Source organism: Dietzia cercidiphylli, from assembly GCF_014145145.1.
GTDB lineage: Bacteria > Actinomycetota > Actinomycetes > Mycobacteriales > Mycobacteriaceae > Dietzia > Dietzia natronolimnaea.
This window is the reverse complement of the sequence record NZ_JAALEA010000040.1, coordinates 21,116-39,505: the sequence shown is the minus strand read 5'-3', so window position 1 is coordinate 39,505 and position 18,390 is coordinate 21,116. Positions and strand designations below refer to the sequence as shown.

Sequence of the window (18,390 nt, the reverse complement as noted above, 5' to 3'; positions counted from 1 at the left end):
GGCGAAGTAGGCCGCGGCTCCCAACAACAGCAACGCCACCGAGCGTTCGCGGCCCGGCCGGCGGCGCGCGAGCGACCACCAGAGCAGGCGGCGGCCGTCGCGATCGCACAGACCTCGGTGGGCCAGGCGCCGGTAGACCTCGTCCCGCACGGCGATGTCCAGCAGGACGCGTCCGATCCCGGCCAACTCGTCGTCGTCGAGTTCCTCCCCGTCCTCCAGGCGGCGTTCCGCGTCCTCGTGCGCCCTCACCGCGCGGTCCACCTCGAGGGCCCCCTCCAGCCGTGCGGGTCCCCGACCGTGCGGATCGTCGTCACACGCCCCGTGGTCCCGCACCTGGTACAGCCGCTCGATCTCTGCCCGCGAACCGGCCCGGACCCGCCCGTCGAACGCGTGGACCGCGGCGATCTCCGTCGAGTCCGGGTCGACCTGCGTTCCCCGGACCATCCCGAACAGATCGACCCACGGCGAGCCGTGTGCGAACTCGCCCACCCCGTAGGCGCCGACGACCTGCGTCCCGGCCAGCCCCAACCAGTACTCGAACGCCGCGGCGGCGTCCTCCGCGCGGAGACCGGCGGAGTGCCCGTCCGCACAGTCCTCGTGAACCACCACCAGGTGGACGTCGGTCACCCCCTCCCTCGAGCAGAACCGGGCCAGCCCACGAGCCGGACCGTCGTCGGCCACGACCGGTGAGGGCTCACCCTCCCCGGAGCGGCAGTCCTCCGCACCGCCCCACCCGTCCGCACCGCCCCGCCCGTCCGCACCGTCCCGTCCGTCTCCTTCCCCGGGTGGCGATCCGGGACCTCCGAGCAGGCCGACATCCATCCTGACGACCGGCCCGGCGTGACCGTCCGCGGTCCGCCCGCATATCACCACCACCGATCCGGGCCCCGGCGGGAACCCCAACATCGACGGGATGGACGCGATGAGCTCCTCCGGAGAGGAGATCACCACCGTCCGAGGGTCGTCCACACCGTCGTCACCGATCCGTCCGTTCGCGGTCATCGTCGTCCACCTGTCTCGTCGTCTCGCGGCCGCTCCCCGGCCGAGGGCGGCCCGCGGGTGCCGGTGCACCGGATCAACTTTCTGACACTCCGCCTGCGGTGTCCCGGAGGAAACCCGCGGGGGGCGACCCGCTGTGGAGCCCGCGGCACGGTGGGGAATCAACTGCGGCCCGCCGTCGTTGGCAAAGAGGAGAAACCCCCTCCCGGTGGGACGATCAGTTCGGACCGGACCGGACGGCTCGGGGTGTTGCGACGAGAGGAGTCGACATGGCCAGGCACAGCGATCTGTACCGACTGATCGAGCCCGTCCCCGATCTGCGATCGGAATCCGGACAGGGTCCGGTGCTCGTGCATGCGTTGGAGGGTTTCTCCGACGCCGGCCAGGCGATCCAGGGCGTCACGGAACACCTCAAGGAGAGCCTGGACTCCCAGTTGATCGTGGAGTTCGACGCGGATGAGCTGGTGGACTACCGCTCGCGTCGACCGCAGGTGCGGTACTCCTTCGACCACTTCGCCGGATACTCGGAGCCGACCATCCAGATGCACGCGGTCAAGGACGCAGGCGGGACCTTCTTCCTGCTGCTCTCCGGCCTGGAGCCGGACCTGAGGTGGGACGGGTTCACCGAATCCGTGATCGACCTCGCCGGGTCGTTCGGGGCCCGGATGTCGGTCGGTCTCGGCGCCATCCCCCTCGGGGTACCGCACACCCGCCCGACCCAGTCGAGTGCACACGCCAGCGACGTCGACCTCATCCGTGGCTTCACCGCGTGGCCCGGGGAGTTCTCCGTCCCGGGGAACGTGAGCGCGCTGCTGGAGCTCCGGATGGCCGAGCACGGCATCCCGTCCGCGGGCTTCACCGTCCACGTACCCCAGTACCTGTCGCAGACCGCCTACCCCGCGGCGGTCCTCAACCTCGTCGGCAACATCGCCCAGATCTCCCAGCTGGAGCTGCCGTCCGGTGAGCTCGAGACCGCCGCCCGGGACTTCACCGCACAGGTGACCGCCCAGATCGCCGACAGCCCGGAGATCCGGACCGCCGTGGAGCTGATGGAGAAGCAGTACGACGAGTTCATGGAGTCCCGCCACGGCTCCGACTCGCTCAACCCCGGCGGCACACCGCTGCCCTCCGGCGACGAGATCGGTGCCGAGTTCGAGCGGTTCCTCGCGGAGCAGACCGGCGACGACGAGCCTCGCGCCCGCTAGCACGGACGGACGGTCGCGGCCGGGCGACTAGGCTCGGTCGGGTGCAACTGCCCGAACTCCTCGCCGACCTCGACGACGTCCCCTCCGACCTCCTGGAGGAGGCGGTATTCGACGCCTTCGTGGCGTGGGCCGCCGACCAGGGCCTGACGCTCTATCCGGCGCAGGAGGAGGCGGTCCTCGAGGTGGCGGCGGGTAGCCATGTCGTCCTGGCCACGCCGACGGGGTCGGGCAAGTCGCTGGTCGCCCTGGGGGCGCACTTCTCCGCCATGGCCCGCGGGGTGCGGAGCTATTACACCGCGCCGATCAAGGCGCTCGTCAGCGAGAAGTTCTTCGCTCTGTGCGCGGTGTTCGGCGCCGAGAACGTCGGGATGCTCACCGGTGACGCCGCGGTCAACGCCGACGCACCGATCATCTGTGCCACCGCCGAGATCGTGGCCAACATCGCCCTCCGGGAGGGCGCCGCCGCGGACATCGGTCAGGTGGTGATGGACGAGTTCCACTACTACTCCGAGCCCGATCGGGGCTGGGCCTGGCAGGTCCCGCTCATCGAACTCCCCGACACGCAGTTCCTGCTGATGTCGGCCACGCTCGGCGACGTGGACTGGCTGATCGAGGATCTCCGCACGCGGACCGGACGGGAGTGCGCGCTGGTCGGGGGCACCGAGCGCCCGGTCCCCCTGACGTTCGACTACGCACTGCGCAGTATCCACGAGTCGGTCGAACTCCTGCTCCGGGATGACAAGGCGCCCGTCTACATCGTCCACTTCACCCAGGCCTCGGCGCTCGAGCAGGCCCAGGCGCTGACCTCGGTGGCGGTGGCCACCAAGGAGCGCAAGGCCGCCATCGCCGAGGAGATCGGCGGATTCCGGTTCACGACCGCGTTCGGCCGGAACCTTCGCAAGTTGCTCATGCACGGCATCGGGGTCCACCACGCCGGCATGCTCCCGAAGTACCGCCGCCTCGTGGAACGGCTCGCCCAGGACGGGTTGCTCACCGTCATCTGTGGGACCGACACCCTCGGCGTCGGTATCAACGTCCCCATCCGGACCGTTCTGTTCACGGGGCTCACCAAGTTCGACGGACGCCGGCAGCGTGTCCTCAAGGCCCGGGAGTTCCACCAGATCGCCGGCCGTGCGGGCCGAGCGGGGTTCGATACCGAGGGTCTGGTGGTGGTGCTGGCTCCCGAGCACGAGGTCGAGAACGCCAAGGCCGCGGCCAAGTCGGCCGCCAATCCCAAGAAGAAGGGCAAGTCGGCCAAGAAGAAGCCGCCGGAGGGGTTCGTCAACTGGTCCCGCTCGACGTTCGACAAACTCGTCGGCGCCCAGCCCGAGCAGCTCACCAGCCGCTTCGAGGTCAACAACGCGATGCTGCTCAACGTGATCTCGCGTCCGGGGAGCTGCTACGCCCACATGCGGCACCTCCTGCTGTCCTCGCACGAGACCCGGGCCCGGATCCGGCACCACGTCCTGCGCTCGATCGAACTCTTCCGCGGGCTCGAGACCGCCGGCATCGTCGAGAGGATGGCGGAGCCGGACGACGACGGACGGCACGTCCGTCTGACGGTGGACCTCCAACGGGACTTCGCGCTCAACCAGCCCCTCGCCCCGTTCGCGATCGCCGCGGTGGAGGTCCTCGACCCCGACTCCCCCACCCCGGTCCTGGATCTGGTCTCGGTGATCGAGTCCGTTCTCGACGACCCGCGCCCGATCCTCTACGCACAGCAGCGGGCCGCCCGGGGCGAGGCGATCGGGGCGCTCAAGGCAGAGGGGGTGGAGTACTCGGAACGGATGGAGCTGGTCGAGGACATCTCGTGGCCGAAGCCTCTCGACGACCTCATCGCCGACGCATACGACGCCTACCGCGCCGGGCACCCGTGGGTGGCGGGGATCGAGCCCTCGCCCAAGGCCGTCGTCCGCGAGATGGTCGAGCGGGGGATGACCTTCTCCGATCTGGTCTCCGCGTACGGTCTCAGCCGGTCGGAGGGTTCCGTCCTGCGCTACCTCACCGACGCCTACCGCGCCCTGCGGCAGACCGTTCCGGCCGACCTGCGGACCGACGAGTTCGACGACCTGGTCGAATGGCTCGGGGAACTCGTCCGCCAGGTCGATTCGAGTCTGCTGGACGAGTGGGAACTGCTCACCGACCCCGACGTCTCCCCGGACCAGGTGGCCGAGCTCGCCTTCGGCCAGTCGAGCGGCACCACCCGGCCCGTCACGGCCAACCTGCGGGCGTTCCGGGTGATGGTCCGCAACGCGATGTTCCGGCGCGTGGAACTACTGTCGCGAGACGACATCGACACGTTGGTGCGACTCGACGCCGACGTCCCCCTCCATCCCGACTGGGACGCCGAGATCGATGCGTACTGGGACGAGTACGACGCGATCGGAACCGGGCCCACGGCACGCGGACCCGCCCTCTTCTCCGTCACCGAATCGGGAGACGGGGTGGAACCGGGAACATGGAGGGTCCGGCAGGTACTCGACGATCCGGAGAACGACCACGGCTGGGCTGTCGAGGGTGTGGTGGACCTCGGCGCCAGCGACGAGGCGGGTGAGGTCCGGTTCGCCTCGCTGACCCTCGCGGGGTGACGCGGCGGGGAGGCTGAACCGGGCCGCGGATCCGGTGTCCGTACGATGACCGACGAACACCGATCCGACCCCTGGAGGACATCTGTGACCCCCCGCATCCTGTACAAGAGGCTCGCGTTCGCGGAGGTGATCACGTGGACGCTGCTGATCCTGGGCATGGTCGGCAAGTACGGGTTCGGTCTCGACTGGGCCACCACGGTCGGTGGCAGCATCCACGGTTTCGTGTTCCTGTGCTACACCGTGGCGACGATCGCGGTCTGGACGGACAAGCGCTGGTCGGCGGGGACCGGCCTGATGGGCCTGGCGTCCGCGGTCATCCCCTACGCCACCGTGCCGTTCGAGAGGTCCGTCGAGCGCCGCGGGCTGCTCGAGGGACACTGGCGGCTCGGGCCCGGAGGCGAACAGTCGCGCACCCTCGCCGAGCGCACGCTGGCCTTCGCGCTCCGGTCCCCGGTCGTCGCACTGGTGGTGACCCTCATCGTGGTGGCCGTGGTCTTCTCGCTCCTCCTGGTGGCGGGCAAGCCCACCGAGTGGTTCTCGTGACCCTGGCCCGTGAGCCGGGACGCCGGGAGCTGAACAAGGCGGACAAACAACGCCGGATACTGGCCGCCGCCCGCGACCTGTTCTTCCGCAACGGGTACTCGTCGGTCACCACCCAGGAGGTGGCCGATCAGGCGGAGGTCGGCACCGGGACACTGTTCAGGTACGCCCAGTCGAAGGGCGAGCTCCTGTGCATGGTGGCCAACGAGGAGTTCCGCGCCATGGTCGAGACCGTCCCGGATACCGGGGACCCCGTCGAGGATCTGGTCACACTGTGCGACCCCCTGTTCTCCGCCCTCGAGAACCAGCCGGAGAACATCGTCGCCTACCACCGCGAGACGGTCTTCGGGGAACCCGGCCCGCACCGGGCGGAGGCGCAGCGCATCCTCGGGGAACTCCGGGGCATCATCGGACTCGTGCTCGCCCGGCACTCCCCGCGGGCACCGGAGGCGGAGGACCTCGACGGTCCCGCCCAGACCGTCTTCGACGTCCTGTACATGAGCATCGTCCGTTCGGGGATCGACCGGTCGCCCGGTCGCGACCACCGAGCCGACCTCCGCGAGCACGTCGATCGTGTCCTGCACGGAGTGCTGGCACGTCGGGTGTCCTCCGACAGCGCGTACTGACGGCGCCGTCCGGCCACCCCGACGAACCGTCCTCCACCGCGCCGGGTGAGACTTGTCCGCATGACCGAAGGCAACGACCCCACCGCCCGCCCGATCAAGGACGCGTCCACCGTGATGGTGATGCGGGACTCCGATCGCGGACCCGAGGTGTTCGTCGCACGCCGCGTCCGCGGGATGGCGTTCGCCGGCGGCATGACGGTGTTCCCGGGCGGGGGCGTGGACGCCTCGGACGACGATCCGGATGTCGCCTGGTCCGGCCCCGCGCCCGCGTGGTGGGCCGAGCGGTTCGACTGCGACGTGCCTCGAGCGCGCCGGTTGGTGTGCGCGGCGGCGCGGGAGACCTTCGAGGAATGTGGCGTCCTCCTCGCCGACCACATCGACGGCTCCCCGGTCGCGGACGCCGGCCGGTACCACTCGAGCCGCGAGGAGCTCGAGAGCCACCGGCTGACCTTCAGCGCGTTCCTCGCCGACGAGGATCTCTCACTCGCGGCGGGCAGACTCCGCCCCTACGACCACTGGATCACGCCCTCGGTGGAATCGCGGAGGTACGACACGAGGTTCTTCCTCGCCGCGCTACCGGAGGGACAGGAACCGGATGACCTCACGACCGAGGTCGACCTGACCATGTGGGCCCGCCCCGTCGACCTCCTCGAGGACTTCCGTGCCGGCCGGTCCATGCTCCTCCCCCCGACGTGGACCCAACTCCGCGTCCTCGCCGGGTTCCCCGACGTCGCGGCAGCACTGGACTCCGAGCGCAGGATCGTTCCCGTCCAGCCGGAGGTCGTCGAGCACCGTGGCGGGGTGCGCGTGCGCTTCGACGGTTCGGACGAGTACTGGTCCGACTACCAGGCGGGCCGGCCGGAGGCGGGGAGCTGATCACTCCCACCGGACATCCCGAAGTACCGACGTGCTCGGCTGTGCGGTGGTTGACTGCCACTCATGCGGGATTTCGAGTTCGACGTGGACGCGTCGATCGCTGCCGGGTGGAACCGCTTCGCGACCCGCCTGGCCGGACTACTGCGTGACCTCGTCCCGGGAGCCACGTTCGACCTGGCCGTTCCCGTCCTCGGGTCGCCGTCCACCCGCACCCCGTACGTGCGTTTCACCGCCACCGGCGGCGGCAGCGTCCACGCGGAGGTCTCCGGCGGCGGGTCCGAGGATTCGCCGGAGCCGCTGGGGCCCGTCCGGCTCGAACAACTCATGGCCCTCGGTTGGGCGCTCCGGCGCCCGACCGACCAGGGTGCGCCGGGGGCGGACCTCACGTTCCCGGTAAACCGTGCACCCGAGGTGGCGCACCTGGTCGCCGGCACGATGGAGCGCGTCTTCGGGATCCCCCACCCGGTATTCCTCCATGACGTGTCCGATCCGGAGGACGCGACCGGGGCCGGTTCGGGTGAACCCGTGTCGGCGGACGCCGACTTCCGGTCGCAGCCCATCGCGACCCCGGACGAGGCGACCAGAGCACTACAGTCGGCTCTGTCGGAGGTCTACGAGCGTCGGGTCACACCCGACGAGCATGACGTGTTCACCGTTCCCGCCGGGTGTGTCCTGCTGTTCGTCCGTGCGCACCGCTCGCTCCCCCTCGTCGTGTTCCGGAGCCCACTCGTGTCCTCCGTGGAGGATCCCGCGGCCGCGGAGACCGAGGTCGCGATCCTCAACCGGGACTCGCTGTGGTGCAGGTACGTGTTCGACGGCCAGACGATCTCCGCCGAGGCGGAGTTCGTCGACCGGGTGTTCGTCCCGGTCAACTTCAAGATCCAGTTGGCCGAGATCTCCGCCGAACTCGACGACGTCTACTCGGATCTCGCGCACCGGGTCGCGGGCAGACGATGGCGTGACCTGCGCGCCTCTGATGACCACCGTCCCGGTGAGCAGTAGGATCTGAGACCGTGCCGGGACGGGCCCGGTGTGAGAACTCGCCCCAGGAGCGCCTACATGCGTCGCGCCGTCCTCGCTGCAGTGATCGTGACCGCGGCCGTCTCCACGTCGGGTTGTTCACCGGCCTCCCTGTTCGGCGATGACGACTCCGCGGGCGTCCCCGTCCCGACCGCCCAGCAGTCCGGACCCCTGCCCTCGTCGCAGCAGTTCGACAGGCCGTTCCCCGTGGCCGGAGAATCGTGGGACGCCACCGTGACCCTGTCCGACCTCCGCATCGTGCCCTCGACCACGTACTCGGACGCGGTCGTGGTGGTGGACGTCCGCGCGGTGCAGGCGTCCGGTCAGCCGGAACTGGGCCCGGAGGACTTCTCGGCCTTCGACCCGTCGGGGCGGCCGTTCGAGCGGATCGAGAACCCCGCGGGGACGGTCGAGGACCCCCTCGTACCCTCGGTCCTGAGCTTCCCCGGCGAGGAGATCCGGGGGATGGTCGCCTGGACGATGCCCAGAGGGAACCGTATCGGGCGCATCGACGTGACCGCCCCGAGGACGATCGGTTCGGTCACCGTGACCCGCCAGCCGGAAGACCCGACCGCCACCTAGGGCTCAGGACGATCCCGTGCCCTCGAGATACGTCCATCGACCACCTCTGCGCTCGAACGCCGATCGCTCGCGCATGACACCGGGGCCCTCGGGCCCGACATACCGGGCCTCGAACTCCACCGTCCCGGTCCGGTCGGCGGGGCCACCGGCAACCACGTCGAGGATCGCGAGGCCGGTCCACTCGACGTCACCTGCCTCCACCCGGGCCGGCCGCGTCCGCGGGCTCCAGGTGCGCCAGAGGTGGTCCTCCCGACCCAGAACGAAGGCCGTGTACCGCGATCTCATCAGTTGCTCCGCGGTCTCGGCCGGGACACCATCCTCGACGAGCGGTCCGCAGCAGCGATCGAACGGGCGCCGGCTCCCACAGGGACATGCGTTCACGTCGCCCTCCTCCGTCCACCCGCATCCGCGATCAGGCTACCCACACGACGACCGGTTATCCTCAAGCCCAGAGATGTCCAGCTTCCGTGCACTGCCCTTCCGGCCCCGGCGACAGCCCGATCCCGACGGCGTCCCCCTACGGGTCCGCTCGTGCCGCGACCTGTGCGAGTGGACGAGAACCCCGGTGGAACGGCGCGGGGAGCCCATGTTCGCGTGTCGGGGGTGCGGATCCCAGTGGGTCCCGAGCGAGCACTGGACCCCGCGGGACAGCAACGGGGCGGTCCCCCCGGAGGTGTTGGAGATCGTCGCCGCCGAGCCATGACCTCGCCGGCTGACCTCTAGGCTGAGACGATGACCACACCCCCTCGATTCCCCGGTCCCGCCGTGAGTTCCGCGACGATCGACGCCGTCCTGAGACGTTCGGCGGCCCGGTTCCCGGACCGCGTGGCACTCACCTTCGCCGAACGCCGGTGGACCTACGCGGCGCTGGACTCCGCGGTCGACCGGGTGGCCACGACCCTCGCCGGTCAGGGCCTCGAGGACGGCGCCCGGGTTGCCGGCTACGGGGTCAACTCCGATGCCTATCTCATCGGCTTCCTCGCCACCTCCCGCGCCGGGTTCACGCACGTGCCCGTCAACTACGCCCTGACCGGCGGCGAACTCGAGTACCTGTTGACCGACTCGGGGGCGTCCCTGGTCCTGGTGGACCCGGCACAGGCCGCCACGTTGTCGGACGTACTCGAGACCATGCCGGGGCTGCGCTCCCTGCCTCTGCTGCCCCGTGAGGGGGAGACCGCGGACGGCACCGTACTGGGCTCGGCGACGGGTGACTCCCCGTGCACCCCGGTGGAGTCCCCCGCCACCGGTGACGATCTGGCGCAACTCCTCTACACCTCGGGGACGACCTCACGCCCCAAGGGCGCGATGATGACCCATTCGGCGCTCGTCCACGAGTACGTGAGTTGCATTCTCGCCCTGGACCTGGCCGCGGACGACGAGCCGCTGGTGACCATGCCGCTCTACCACTCGGCCGCGATGCACGTGTTCGCGCTCCCCTACCTCTCGCTGGGGGCGACGGTGCACCTCATGGCCGCCCCGGACATCACGGAGATCCTCCGCCGGGTCGAGGTCGACAGGATCGGTTCACTCTTCCTCGCCCCGACGGTCTGGGTGCCGTTGGCCTCCCATCCGGGCCTGGAGTCCCGGGACCTGTCGAGTCTGCGCAAGGCCCAGTACGGCGCCTCGATCATGCCGGTGACGGTGCTCCAGAGACTGCGGGGGAAGTACCCCGACCTCGGGTTCTACAACTGCTTCGGACAGTCGGAGATCGGCCCTCTGGCCAGTGTCCTGCGCCCCGAGGAGCACGACGCCCGTCCGGCGAGCGCGGGCCGACCGGTGTTCTTCGTGGACGCCCGCGTCGTCGACGAGTCGGGCGCCGAGGTCGCGGACGGCGAGCGGGGCGAGATCGTCTACCGGTCTCCGCAGTTGTGCACGGGCTACTGGAACAAGCCCGACGCCACCGCCGAGGCGTTCCGCGACGGGTGGTTCCACTCCGGCGATCTGGTGGTGCGTGACCCGGAGGGGTTCATCGAGGTCGTCGACCGCATCAAGGACGTCATCAACACCGGTGGTGTCCTGGTGGCGTCCCGGGAGGTCGAGGACGCGGTCTATCAGGATGAGCGCGTGGCGGAGGTGGCCGTGATCGGCACACCGGACGACAAGTGGATCGAGGCCGTCACCGCGATCGTGGTCCTCAGGGACGACGTCCACGCCACCGAATCCGAGATCATCGACGGCACCCGCGCCCATCTCGCGCCGTTCAAGGTGCCGAAGCGGGTCGTCTTCGTGGACGAGCTGCCCCGGAACCAGTCGGGCAAGCTCCTCAAGCGGGAACTGCGCCAGACCTGACGCCGGGACCTCGGCAACCCACCGGGGTCGCCGGCGTCAGCCGATCCGGGCCAGGACCTCCGCGGCCACCTCCTCGGGCGCTTGTTCCGGGAGCCAATGCCCCATGCCGGACAGCGGAACGAAACGGTACTCCCCCGTCACCCGGGAGGCGGTGGCCTCGGCGCCTGCACGCGCGATCGCGAGGTCGTCCTCACCCCACAGATAGGTCGTGGGAACCGACACGTCCGGCAGGTCGTACCGCCGCATCGCGCGGTACCAGTTGAGCGCTCCCGTCAGCCCCGCCCGCGTGCCGACCACCTCGAGGTGCTTGGCGATGAGCTCGTCAGACACGTGCTCGTCGAACATCGCCCGCAGACGTCGGGCTCCGTCCTCGAGCAGGACGTCCTCGGCTTTCCCCTCCTGGCGGAAGAGGGCGAAGTAGGCCGATCGGGCCTGCTGGTCCGGGTCGGACTGCAGAGCCCACGCAAAGGCCGACAGGTGGGGGACGGACACCACCGTCAGGCTCGACACCCGCCCGGGGTTGTGGGCGGCGAGCCACCATGCGACCGATGCCCCCCAGTCGTGGCCGAGCACGTGCACCGTCTCCAGACCGAGATGGTCGACGATCGCCAGGGCGTCCGCGCTCAGGTGCTCGATCGCATAGGCCCCGACGTCGTCCGGGCGTGCACCGGCCGAGTACCCCCGCTGGGCCGGAGCGACGACCCTGAGTCCCTGCTGCGTCAGCACCCCGGCGACCGCCTCCCACTCCCACGGGGATTCCGGGAAGCCGTGCAACGCCAACACGGTCCCGCGCTCGGGCCCGGTGGTACGCCAGTCCAGTACGTCGAGGGTGCCGACCGGGATCTCGACGGTCATGCTCTGCGGTTCCATGGAGCGGACACTATCCTCTCCGGTGGTTCACCGCGGGCGGCCGCCGGGTGGACTCTCCGCAGACGACCCCGTCGGCGCGACCATCGAGCGCCGGTCATGCCAGTCGCGCACCAACCACATCTCGACCACGAGCGGGTCGACAGCGGCCTCGTCCGCCCACGCGGAGATCACATCCAGATACCGCTGATACCGGCGCGGTGTCATCCGACCGAGCGAGTCGATCTCGGTCCATCCCGCGTGGACCAGCGTGGCGACCCCGGCCGAATCGACGGGAACGATGCTCTGCTCCGACCACGCCATGCCCAGGGACGACAGATAGAGCGAGGCGAGCGGGAAACCGAGATCGGGCACCCCCCTGCCGGCCCTGCCGTACGGCGCCCCGTTGCGCAGTAGATTCATGGCCTCCGCCGGGGCGTCCAACCAGTCCGCCACCTCGTGCAGGACCAGGGGATACCCGTGAGGAGACACCGAGCGCCACGCCGGGCGGTCCCGCTCCGGCACACGGAAGTCCGGTAATCCCCTGCGGACGCCCGATCGCTGCGGATGCCCGGCAAGCCAGGCCGCACACATGTAGAGCGCGACCACGGACTCCTCCAGGCTGCCGCGCGCCCTTCGGCCCGCTGCCCAGAGGTCACTCCTGCGGAGGTATCCGTTCCCGGACTCGACCCGGCCGCCGTCCGGGCCGCCGGCGACCAGTCGCAGGTCGACTCCTCGCTCCGCAAGCCTGAGGTTCCACAGGTCGAGGTCGATCTCCACGTACTCGTCCGCCACCAGCAGTGCCGGAGGCTGGGCGCGACACCACGTCAGGCACGAAGAGGGGAGGTCTGGAACGGGACGGGAACCGGTCGTCGTCATGCTCCGCAGGTTGTCACGCGGGTACGACAACACCGGCCCCCGCCGCCTCAGTGCTCGGCGAACGCCTCCAGCGGAGGGCAGGAACACACCAGGTTGCGGTCGCCGTACGCGCCGTCGATCCGCCGCACCGCAGGCCAGACCTTGGGGCGCCACACCGACCCCAGCGGGTAGCCCGCCAGGCTGCGCGGGTAGGCGTGCTCCCACTCGTCGGCGGAGACGCTCTCGGCGGTGTGGGGCGCCCCGCGCAGCGGATTGTCCTCCACGGTCCACTCCCCTGAGGCGACCCGGTCGATCTCGGCGCGGATCGCGGCCATCGCGTCACAGAACGCGTCCAGCTCGGCCAGGTCCTCGCTCTCGGTGGGCTCCACCATGAGCGTGTTGGGCACCGGGAAGCTCATCGTGGGCGCGTGGAAGCCGTAGTCCGCCAGCCTCTTGGCCACGTCGTCGATCGAGATGCCGACCGAGTCGATGAGCGGCCGGAGGTCGAGGATGCACTCGTGCGCCACCCACCCGCCGTCCCCGGAGTACAGCACCGGGAAGTCCGGCCCGATCCGCCGGGCCAGGTAGTTGGCACTCGCGATCGCCGTGAGGGTGGCGCGCCGCAGCCCGTCCGCACCCATCATGCGGACGTAGGCCCACGTGATGGGGAGGATCGAGGCGGATCCGAAGGCCGCGGCCGAGACCACCGCGCCCGAACCGAGACCCTCCTCGTACGGGTGGCCCGGCAGGAACTCACGCAGGTGCTCGGCCACCGCGACCGGGCCGACCCCGGGACCGCCACCACCGTGCGGGATGCAGAAGGTCTTGTGCAGGTTGAGGTGGCTCACGTCGCCACCGAACCGCCCCGGACGGGCGACCCCCACGAGCGCGTTGAGGTTGGCCCCGTCGATGTAGACCTGGCCGCCGGCGTCGTGGACGATCGCGCAGATCTCCTCGATGTCGTGCTCGTACACCCCGTGGGTCGAGGGGTAGGTGATCATGATCGCCGACAGTTCGGCCGCGTGTCGGCCGACCTTCTCGCGGAGATCGTCGACGTCCACGTCACCGTTGGGTCGACATCCGACGACGACGACCTTCATCCCCGCCATCACCGCGGACGCGGCGTTGGTCCCGTGTGCCGAGGACGGGATGAGGCACACCCTGCGATCCTCGTCGCCGCGGGAGCGGTGGTACTGCCGGATCGCCAGCAGGCCCGCGTACTCTCCCTGGCTGCCCGCGTTGGGCTGCAGGCTCACCGCGGAGTAGCCGGTGATGTCGACGAGCCACTGCTCGACGTCGGCCACGAGCCGGCGGATCCCGCGGGTCTGCTCGACCGGCGCGAAGGGGTGGAGTCCGGCGAACTCCGGCCACGTGATGGGCTCCATCTCCGTGGTCGCGTTGAGCTTCATGGTGCAGGAGCCCAGCGGGATCATGGTGCGGTCCAACGCCAGGTCCTTGTCCGCCAGGGCGCGGAGATAGCGCAGCATCGCGGTCTCGGTCCGGTACCTGACGAACGCCTCGTGCTGGAGGAAGCGCGAGGTCCGGTCGCCGTAGGCGGGATCGACGAGGATCTCCAGCTGTCCGGCGTCCGCGATGTCGGCGACGTCACCGCCGAACGCCTCGAGGACGAGCGCGAGGTGGTCCCCGGTGGTGGCCTCGTCGCAGGAGACGGACACGTGGTCGTCGTCGACCCTCCACAGGTTCACCCCCCGCTCGGCGGCGGCGGCGAGCACCTCGGAGGCGCGGCCGGGCACCCTGGCCAGGACGGTGTCGAAGAAGTCGGCGTGGACGACCTGGACACCCGCGGCGACGAGGCCGTCGGCCAGGACCGCGGCATGGGAATGCACGCGCCGGGCGATCGCCGCCAGGCCCTCCGCTCCGTGGTACGAGGCGTACATCGCGGCGACCACCGCGAGCAGGACCTGAGCGGTGCAGATGTTGGACGTGGCCTTGTCGCGGCGGATGTGCTGCTCGCGGGTCTGCAGCGCCAGCCGGTAGGCCGGCCGACCGTCGGCGTCCGTCGACACGCCCACGAGGCGGCCCGGGAGGTTACGGGCGTGGGCGGTGCGACAGGAGAGGAAGCCGGCGTGGGGGCCACCGAAGCCCATCGGGACACCGAAGCGCTGGGACGAGCCGAAGCAGGCGTCCGCACCCTTGTCCCCGGCCGGGGTGAGGACGGTCGCGGCGAGCAGGTCGACGCCCGCCGCCACGAGGACTCCCCGGTCGTGGCACTGGTCGATCAGCCCGGCGACGTCGGCGACGCGGCCCGAGGCACCCGGCGTCTGCACGAGTGCTCCGAAGAAGTCGCCCTCCGGCAACCCGTCGTCGATCAGGTTCGCGGTGACGATCTCGATACCCAGCGGCTCGGCGCGGGTGGCGAGGATGGCGGCGGTCTGTCCGAAGACGTCCGTGTCGACCGCGAAGCGGGGGCTCTTCGAGGACCGGTTGGCCCTGCGGAGCATCGTCATGGCCTCGGCGGCCGCGGTCCCCTCGTCCAGCATCGAGGCGCCCGCCATGTCCATGCCGGTGAGGTCGGCGACCATGGTCTGGAAGTTGAGGAGAGCCTCGAGTCGGCCCTGGCTGATCTCCGGCTGGTAGGGCGTGTACCCCGTGTACCAGGCGGGGCTCTCGACGACGTTGCGGCGGATCACGGCCGGGGTGAGCGTGTCGTAGTATCCCTGCCCGATCATGGAGACCGAGACCTCGTTCTGGTCGGCGAGCACGCGCAGCGCCGCGAGCGTGTCGGCCTCCGACAGGGGCTCGGGCAACGCGTCGATGCCGGCTGCCCGGCCGTCGGGACCCACCTCGTCGAGGATGACCGACGGGAACGCGCGCTCGGCGAGCTCGTCGAGCGAGTCCACTCCGATGGTCCGCAGGATGTGGGCCAGGCCGTCGGCGTCGGGTCCCAGATGGCGGGCGACGAACTCGCCTCCGGTCCGGGCGGTGTGCGGGGTCGTCGTCACAGGTGCTCCTCGAAGGGCGGGGCCGCCCGGACGGGCGGCCTGCGGGCCGGTGCTACCCTCTCCGCTCTGTCCCCAACCGGCTGACGCCGGCGCCTGAGAGATTCACGGGGCCCGCCTGCGGGCCGCGCTTTCCCCGTGGGCGGGTGGTCTGTTCCACCGCTCTCCAGAGGCGTTCGACGACTACACGGTCCGGGTGCCTGAGAGATTCTCGGAGAGGAGTTGCTCCTTCGGCGCCCGCGGTGGATACCGCGGGACTCTCCCGTGAGTCGCGTGAACGCACCGCCGAGTCTAGACGACTCCCTCGATCAGCCCGTACGCCGCGAGGCGCGGGCGCGCCGACGGGCCGCCAACTCGTCCTCGAGGGGCTCGATGACGTCCTCGGGCGACACGGTCTCGGCGGGGAACTCGGAGATCGACCCCGCGAGCTCCCGCATCGCACCACCGATCCCGATACCGAAGACTCCCTGACCACCCTGGAGGAGGTCGAAGACCTCCTCCTTCGAGGTGCACTCGAACACCGTGCGACCGTCGGAGAAGAGGGTGATGGTGGCCAGGTCCTTCACTCCCCGGGACCGGATCTGGTCCACGGCCTTCCGGATGTTCTGCAGCGAGATCCCGGTGTCCAGCAGTTGCTTGACGATCTTGAGGACGAGGATGTCCTTGAACGAGTACAGGCGCTGGCTGCCGGACCCGGCGGCGTTGCGGATCGACGGCACCACCAGATCGGTCCGGGCCCAGTAGTCGAGTTGCCGGTAGGTGATGCCGGCGATCTGGCAGGCGATCGGCACGCGGTATCCACTCGTGCCGTCCGGGATGCCGTCGTCGGGGAACAGTCCCGGTTGCACCTCGTCGAACGTGGCCTGGGTGGCCTCGACGTCGCCTCCGAAGAGACCCTCCGTGTGCGTACCGGTGGAGGACGACTCCGGATCCCGGGTGTGGTCGGCCACGATTGCTCCCTCAAGCTGTGGGGTGCCGCCGCTGTCGCGGGGACACGGTGCCGGACTCTGTCGAGTCCGGATCCTCGAACGCGTGAACACCATCGGTGTAGTTCACTGGGAGCAACGCTAGGCCCGTGAGGGTCCGCGATCAATAGGACACGCGGTAAACCTCAACCTCAAGTTGAACTTGAGACCTGGCCGCGACCTGCGCACTGGTGCTGGAGTGACTCCTGTGGAGGCGGAAATACCTGGTCGCAGCGCTCAGGGCGTGGGGCCGCCGGGCTCCTGCGGCGCGTCTCCGCCGCCGAGGAAGTCGTCCGGGCTCACCTGGTCGAGGAACTCGCGGAACGCCTCCACCTCCTCCTCGCCCTGCTCCACCAGCGAGATCCCGACCTCGTCGAGAACCTCACGGCTGACCAGGACCGGGGACGAGGTCCTCAGTGCGACGGCGACGGCGTCCGACGGTCGGGCGGAGATCCGCGTGCCCTCGAAGACGAGCTCCGCGATGAACGTCCCCTCGGACACCCCCACGATCTCGACCTGCTCGAGTGGGTGGGCGAAGGTCTCGAGGAGCGTCGCCACGAGATCGTGGGTCAGCGGCCTCCCCGGCTGCACGCCCTGCTGTCGGAGACTGATCGCGGCGGCCTCGGACGCCCCGATCCAGATCGGGACGTACCGCCCACCGTCCTTCTCGTGCAGGATCAGTACTGGTGCGTACTCCGGCTCCTCGAAACGGATGCCGACGACGCTCACCTCTCGCATGTTCTTTCCCATGTCCTCCGCCTCTCCCACGGGTCCAGCCTAGCCCCGATCCGTCCCGGGGCGCGTGCGTCAGGACTCCAGCGCGTGCCGGACGGCCACGGTGACGAGCGTGGAGTGCAGAGCCACCGACAGCGCGGCGATCTCCCGGGCCAACTCGGCCGCGCGATCCCGTGCATCCGCGTCGCCCTGCCGTGCCACCGGGCCGGCGATCTGGGTGATGAGGCCCGTCTGCCGGTCGGCGGCCGTCCGGAAGCCCCGCAGATGACGAACGTCCACGCCGTGGCCGGCGAGGTCGTGCGCCGTCCGCGCGACCAGGACCGCCTCGGGGTCGAAGAAGCCACCGGGGCCGGCCACGATGAGCCCGGCATCCACGAGGGAACCGACGAGCTCCGCGTCCACCCCCGACTGCTCGACCACGTCCTCACGGGTGAGTCGCAGGACGGTGTCGCTGCGGAAATCGTCCGGGGTCGACCCCGGGACACCGTCCCCACCGGGGCGCGGGAGCAGGGCGGTGGTGGACCCGTCCGCGATCGCGGAGTCGAGTGCCTCCAACTCCTCGCGGATCACCTTGAGCGGCAGGTACCGGTCGCGCTGCGCCGTGAGGACATAGCGCAGCCGCTCACGATCCCCGACGCTGAACCGGCGGTACCCGCTGGCGGTCCGCTCGGGGGTGACCAGTCCTTCGTTCTCGAGGAACCGGACCTTCGACACCGTGAGGTCCGGGAACTCCGGACTCAGGAGTGCGATGACGCCGCCGATGGAGAGGTGTCCCTCCTCGGTGGCGCCGTGTCCGGCGGCTGTCACTGCCCGGGCGTACCCGTCAGGAAGACGAGGCGGAACTTGCCGATCTGCACCTCGTCGCCGTTCGACAGCGAGGCGGAGTCCACGGGCTCACGGTTGACGTACGTCCCGTTCAGGGATCCGACGTCGACGACGTTGAAGGTACCGCCCTCGCTCCGGAACTCCGCGTGACGACGACTCACGGTGACGTCATCGAGAAAGATGTCGCTGTCCGGATGACGGCCGGCCGACGTGGTTGCCTGGTCCAGGAGAAAACGGGAGCCCGCGTTGGGCCCTCGCTTGACCACCAGGAGCGCCTGCCCCTCGGGCAGTCCCTCGACACCGGTGACGGTGGGCTCGGACTGAGCCGCCTGCTGATCGGACTCGTTGAGAAGCTCCGCGCGGAACACCGAGGTGGTCTCGGCGGTCGCCTCGGGCATGTTCTTGTTCTCGGTCACGTTCGTCTCTCCTCGTCCGAGCCCGGGCGTGGGGCTCACCATGCGGTGCCTGCGATTCTA

At 70.1% G+C, this 18,390-nt stretch carries 17 protein-coding genes, 1 pseudogene and 1 riboswitch; of the genes and pseudogenes, 8 read left to right on the top strand and 10 right to left on the bottom strand.

Going from position 1 to position 18,390, the window contains the following annotated elements; genetic code table 11:
• Positions 1–1,002 (bottom strand): DUF4192 family protein (locus G6028_RS02250; RefSeq protein WP_182657920.1); only part of this gene is annotated, 1,002 nt, incomplete at its 3' end.
• A gap of 266 nt (positions 1,003–1,268) precedes the next feature.
• Between G6028_RS02250 and G6028_RS02245 the strand changes: the two genes are divergently transcribed.
• The 7 genes from G6028_RS02245 (at position 1,269) to G6028_RS02215 (ending at position 8,436) form a co-directional block, all read left to right on the top strand.
• Positions 1,269–2,204, top strand: coding sequence for a PAC2 family protein (locus G6028_RS02245; protein WP_179525203.1), 936 nt, complete (start codon positions 1,269–1,271; stop codon positions 2,202–2,204).
• Between the two features lie 41 nt (positions 2,205–2,245).
• Positions 2,246–4,792 (top strand): DUF3516 domain-containing protein, encoded by a 2,547-nt coding sequence (locus G6028_RS02240; protein WP_182657919.1) that lies wholly within the window; start codon positions 2,246–2,248, stop codon positions 4,790–4,792.
• A gap of 84 nt (positions 4,793–4,876) precedes the next feature.
• Positions 4,877–5,335, top strand: a complete 459-nt coding sequence (locus G6028_RS02235) for a DUF3817 domain-containing protein (protein WP_182657918.1) — start codon at positions 4,877–4,879, stop codon at positions 5,333–5,335.
• Positions 5,332–5,958 (top strand): TetR family transcriptional regulator, encoded by a 627-nt coding sequence (locus G6028_RS02230; RefSeq protein WP_182657917.1) that lies wholly within the window; start codon positions 5,332–5,334, stop codon positions 5,956–5,958. The genes G6028_RS02235 and G6028_RS02230 overlap by 4 nt, the downstream gene beginning before the upstream one ends.
• Positions 5,959–6,018: 60 nt before the next feature.
• Positions 6,019–6,834 (top strand): NUDIX hydrolase, encoded by an 816-nt coding sequence (locus G6028_RS02225; RefSeq protein WP_182657916.1) that lies wholly within the window; start codon positions 6,019–6,021, stop codon positions 6,832–6,834.
• 63 nt (positions 6,835–6,897) lie between these two features.
• Complete coding sequence (locus tag G6028_RS02220; protein WP_182616407.1) at positions 6,898–7,836, top strand: TY-Chap domain-containing protein; 939 nt, start codon at positions 6,898–6,900, stop codon at positions 7,834–7,836.
• 57 nt (positions 7,837–7,893) lie between these two features.
• Positions 7,894–8,436 (top strand): hypothetical protein, encoded by a 543-nt coding sequence (locus tag G6028_RS02215; protein ID WP_095719006.1) that lies wholly within the window; start codon positions 7,894–7,896, stop codon positions 8,434–8,436.
• Positions 8,437–8,439: 3 nt separating this feature from the next.
• Here G6028_RS02215 and G6028_RS02210 read toward each other — a convergent pair whose 3' ends face one another.
• Together G6028_RS02210 and G6028_RS18015 are read right to left on the bottom strand one after the other, a co-directional pair.
• Positions 8,440–8,724 carry a YchJ family protein gene (locus tag G6028_RS02210; protein WP_277815223.1) on the bottom strand — a complete coding sequence of 95 codons (285 nt, stop codon included), beginning with the start codon at positions 8,722–8,724 and terminating at the stop codon, positions 8,440–8,442.
• Between the two features lie 39 nt (positions 8,725–8,763).
• Positions 8,764–8,817: pseudogene (locus tag G6028_RS18015) on the bottom strand (SEC-C metal-binding domain-containing protein); the annotation flags it as partial.
• Between the two features lie 351 nt (positions 8,818–9,168).
• Here G6028_RS18015 and G6028_RS02205 point away from each other — a divergent pair.
• A complete protein-coding gene (locus G6028_RS02205) occupies positions 9,169–10,725 on the top strand; it encodes a fatty acyl-CoA synthetase (protein WP_182657915.1) in 1,557 nt (518 codons plus the stop codon).
• A gap of 36 nt (positions 10,726–10,761) precedes the next feature.
• Here G6028_RS02205 and G6028_RS02200 read toward each other — a convergent pair whose 3' ends face one another.
• From G6028_RS02200 to odhI, 7 genes are all read right to left on the bottom strand, one after another.
• Positions 10,762–11,595, bottom strand: coding sequence for an alpha/beta fold hydrolase (locus tag G6028_RS02200; protein WP_182657914.1), 834 nt, complete (start codon positions 11,593–11,595; stop codon positions 10,762–10,764).
• A gap of 27 nt (positions 11,596–11,622) precedes the next feature.
• Positions 11,623–12,450, bottom strand: a complete 828-nt coding sequence (locus tag G6028_RS02195) for an 8-oxoguanine DNA glycosylase OGG fold protein (protein WP_182657913.1) — start codon at positions 12,448–12,450, stop codon at positions 11,623–11,625.
• A gap of 47 nt (positions 12,451–12,497) precedes the next feature.
• Complete coding sequence (gcvP, locus tag G6028_RS02190; protein ID WP_182657912.1) at positions 12,498–15,392, bottom strand: aminomethyl-transferring glycine dehydrogenase; 2,895 nt, start codon at positions 15,390–15,392, stop codon at positions 12,498–12,500.
• Between the two features lie 175 nt (positions 15,393–15,567).
• A riboswitch (glycine riboswitch) is annotated at positions 15,568–15,664 on the bottom strand.
• A gap of 33 nt (positions 15,665–15,697) precedes the next feature.
• Positions 15,698–16,339: a MerR family transcriptional regulator gene (locus tag G6028_RS02185; RefSeq protein ID WP_182657911.1), complete on the bottom strand. Its 642-nt coding sequence runs from the start codon at positions 16,337–16,339 to the stop codon at positions 15,698–15,700.
• A 252-nt stretch (positions 16,340–16,591) separates the two neighbouring features.
• Positions 16,592–17,092, bottom strand: coding sequence for a bifunctional nuclease family protein (locus G6028_RS02180; RefSeq protein ID WP_182657922.1), 501 nt, complete (start codon positions 17,090–17,092; stop codon positions 16,592–16,594).
• 69 nt (positions 17,093–17,161) lie between these two features.
• Positions 17,162–17,896 carry a transcriptional regulator FtsR gene (gene ftsR / locus G6028_RS02175; protein ID WP_095718998.1) on the bottom strand — a complete coding sequence of 245 codons (735 nt, stop codon included), beginning with the start codon at positions 17,894–17,896 and terminating at the stop codon, positions 17,162–17,164.
• Positions 17,893–18,312, bottom strand: coding sequence for an oxoglutarate dehydrogenase inhibitor Odhl (gene odhI / locus G6028_RS02170; protein WP_182657921.1), 420 nt, complete (start codon positions 18,310–18,312; stop codon positions 17,893–17,895). The genes ftsR and odhI overlap by 4 nt, the downstream gene beginning before the upstream one ends.
• Positions 18,313–18,390: the final 78 nt, after the last annotated feature.

Coding starts and splice junctions, on each gene's coding strand:
- G6028_RS02245 (WP_179525203.1), top strand. CDS start 1,269: ATGGCCAGGCACAGCGATCTGTACCGACTGATCGAGCCCGTCCCCGAT.
- G6028_RS02225 (WP_182657916.1), top strand. CDS start 6,019: ATGACCGAAGGCAACGACCCCACCGCCCGCCCGATCAAGGACGCGTCC.
- G6028_RS02220 (WP_182616407.1), top strand. CDS start 6,898: ATGCGGGATTTCGAGTTCGACGTGGACGCGTCGATCGCTGCCGGGTGG.
- G6028_RS02215 (WP_095719006.1), top strand. CDS start 7,894: ATGCGTCGCGCCGTCCTCGCTGCAGTGATCGTGACCGCGGCCGTCTCC.
- G6028_RS02205 (WP_182657915.1), top strand. CDS start 9,169: ATGACCACACCCCCTCGATTCCCCGGTCCCGCCGTGAGTTCCGCGACG.
- G6028_RS02200 (WP_182657914.1), bottom strand. CDS start 11,595: ATGGAACCGCAGAGCATGACCGTCGAGATCCCGGTCGGCACCCTCGAC.
- G6028_RS02195 (WP_182657913.1), bottom strand. CDS start 12,450: ATGACGACGACCGGTTCCCGTCCCGTTCCAGACCTCCCCTCTTCGTGC.
- G6028_RS02180 (WP_182657922.1), bottom strand. CDS start 17,092: ATGCGAGAGGTGAGCGTCGTCGGCATCCGTTTCGAGGAGCCGGAGTAC.
- odhI (WP_182657921.1), bottom strand. CDS start 18,312: ATGCCCGAGGCGACCGCCGAGACCACCTCGGTGTTCCGCGCGGAGCTT.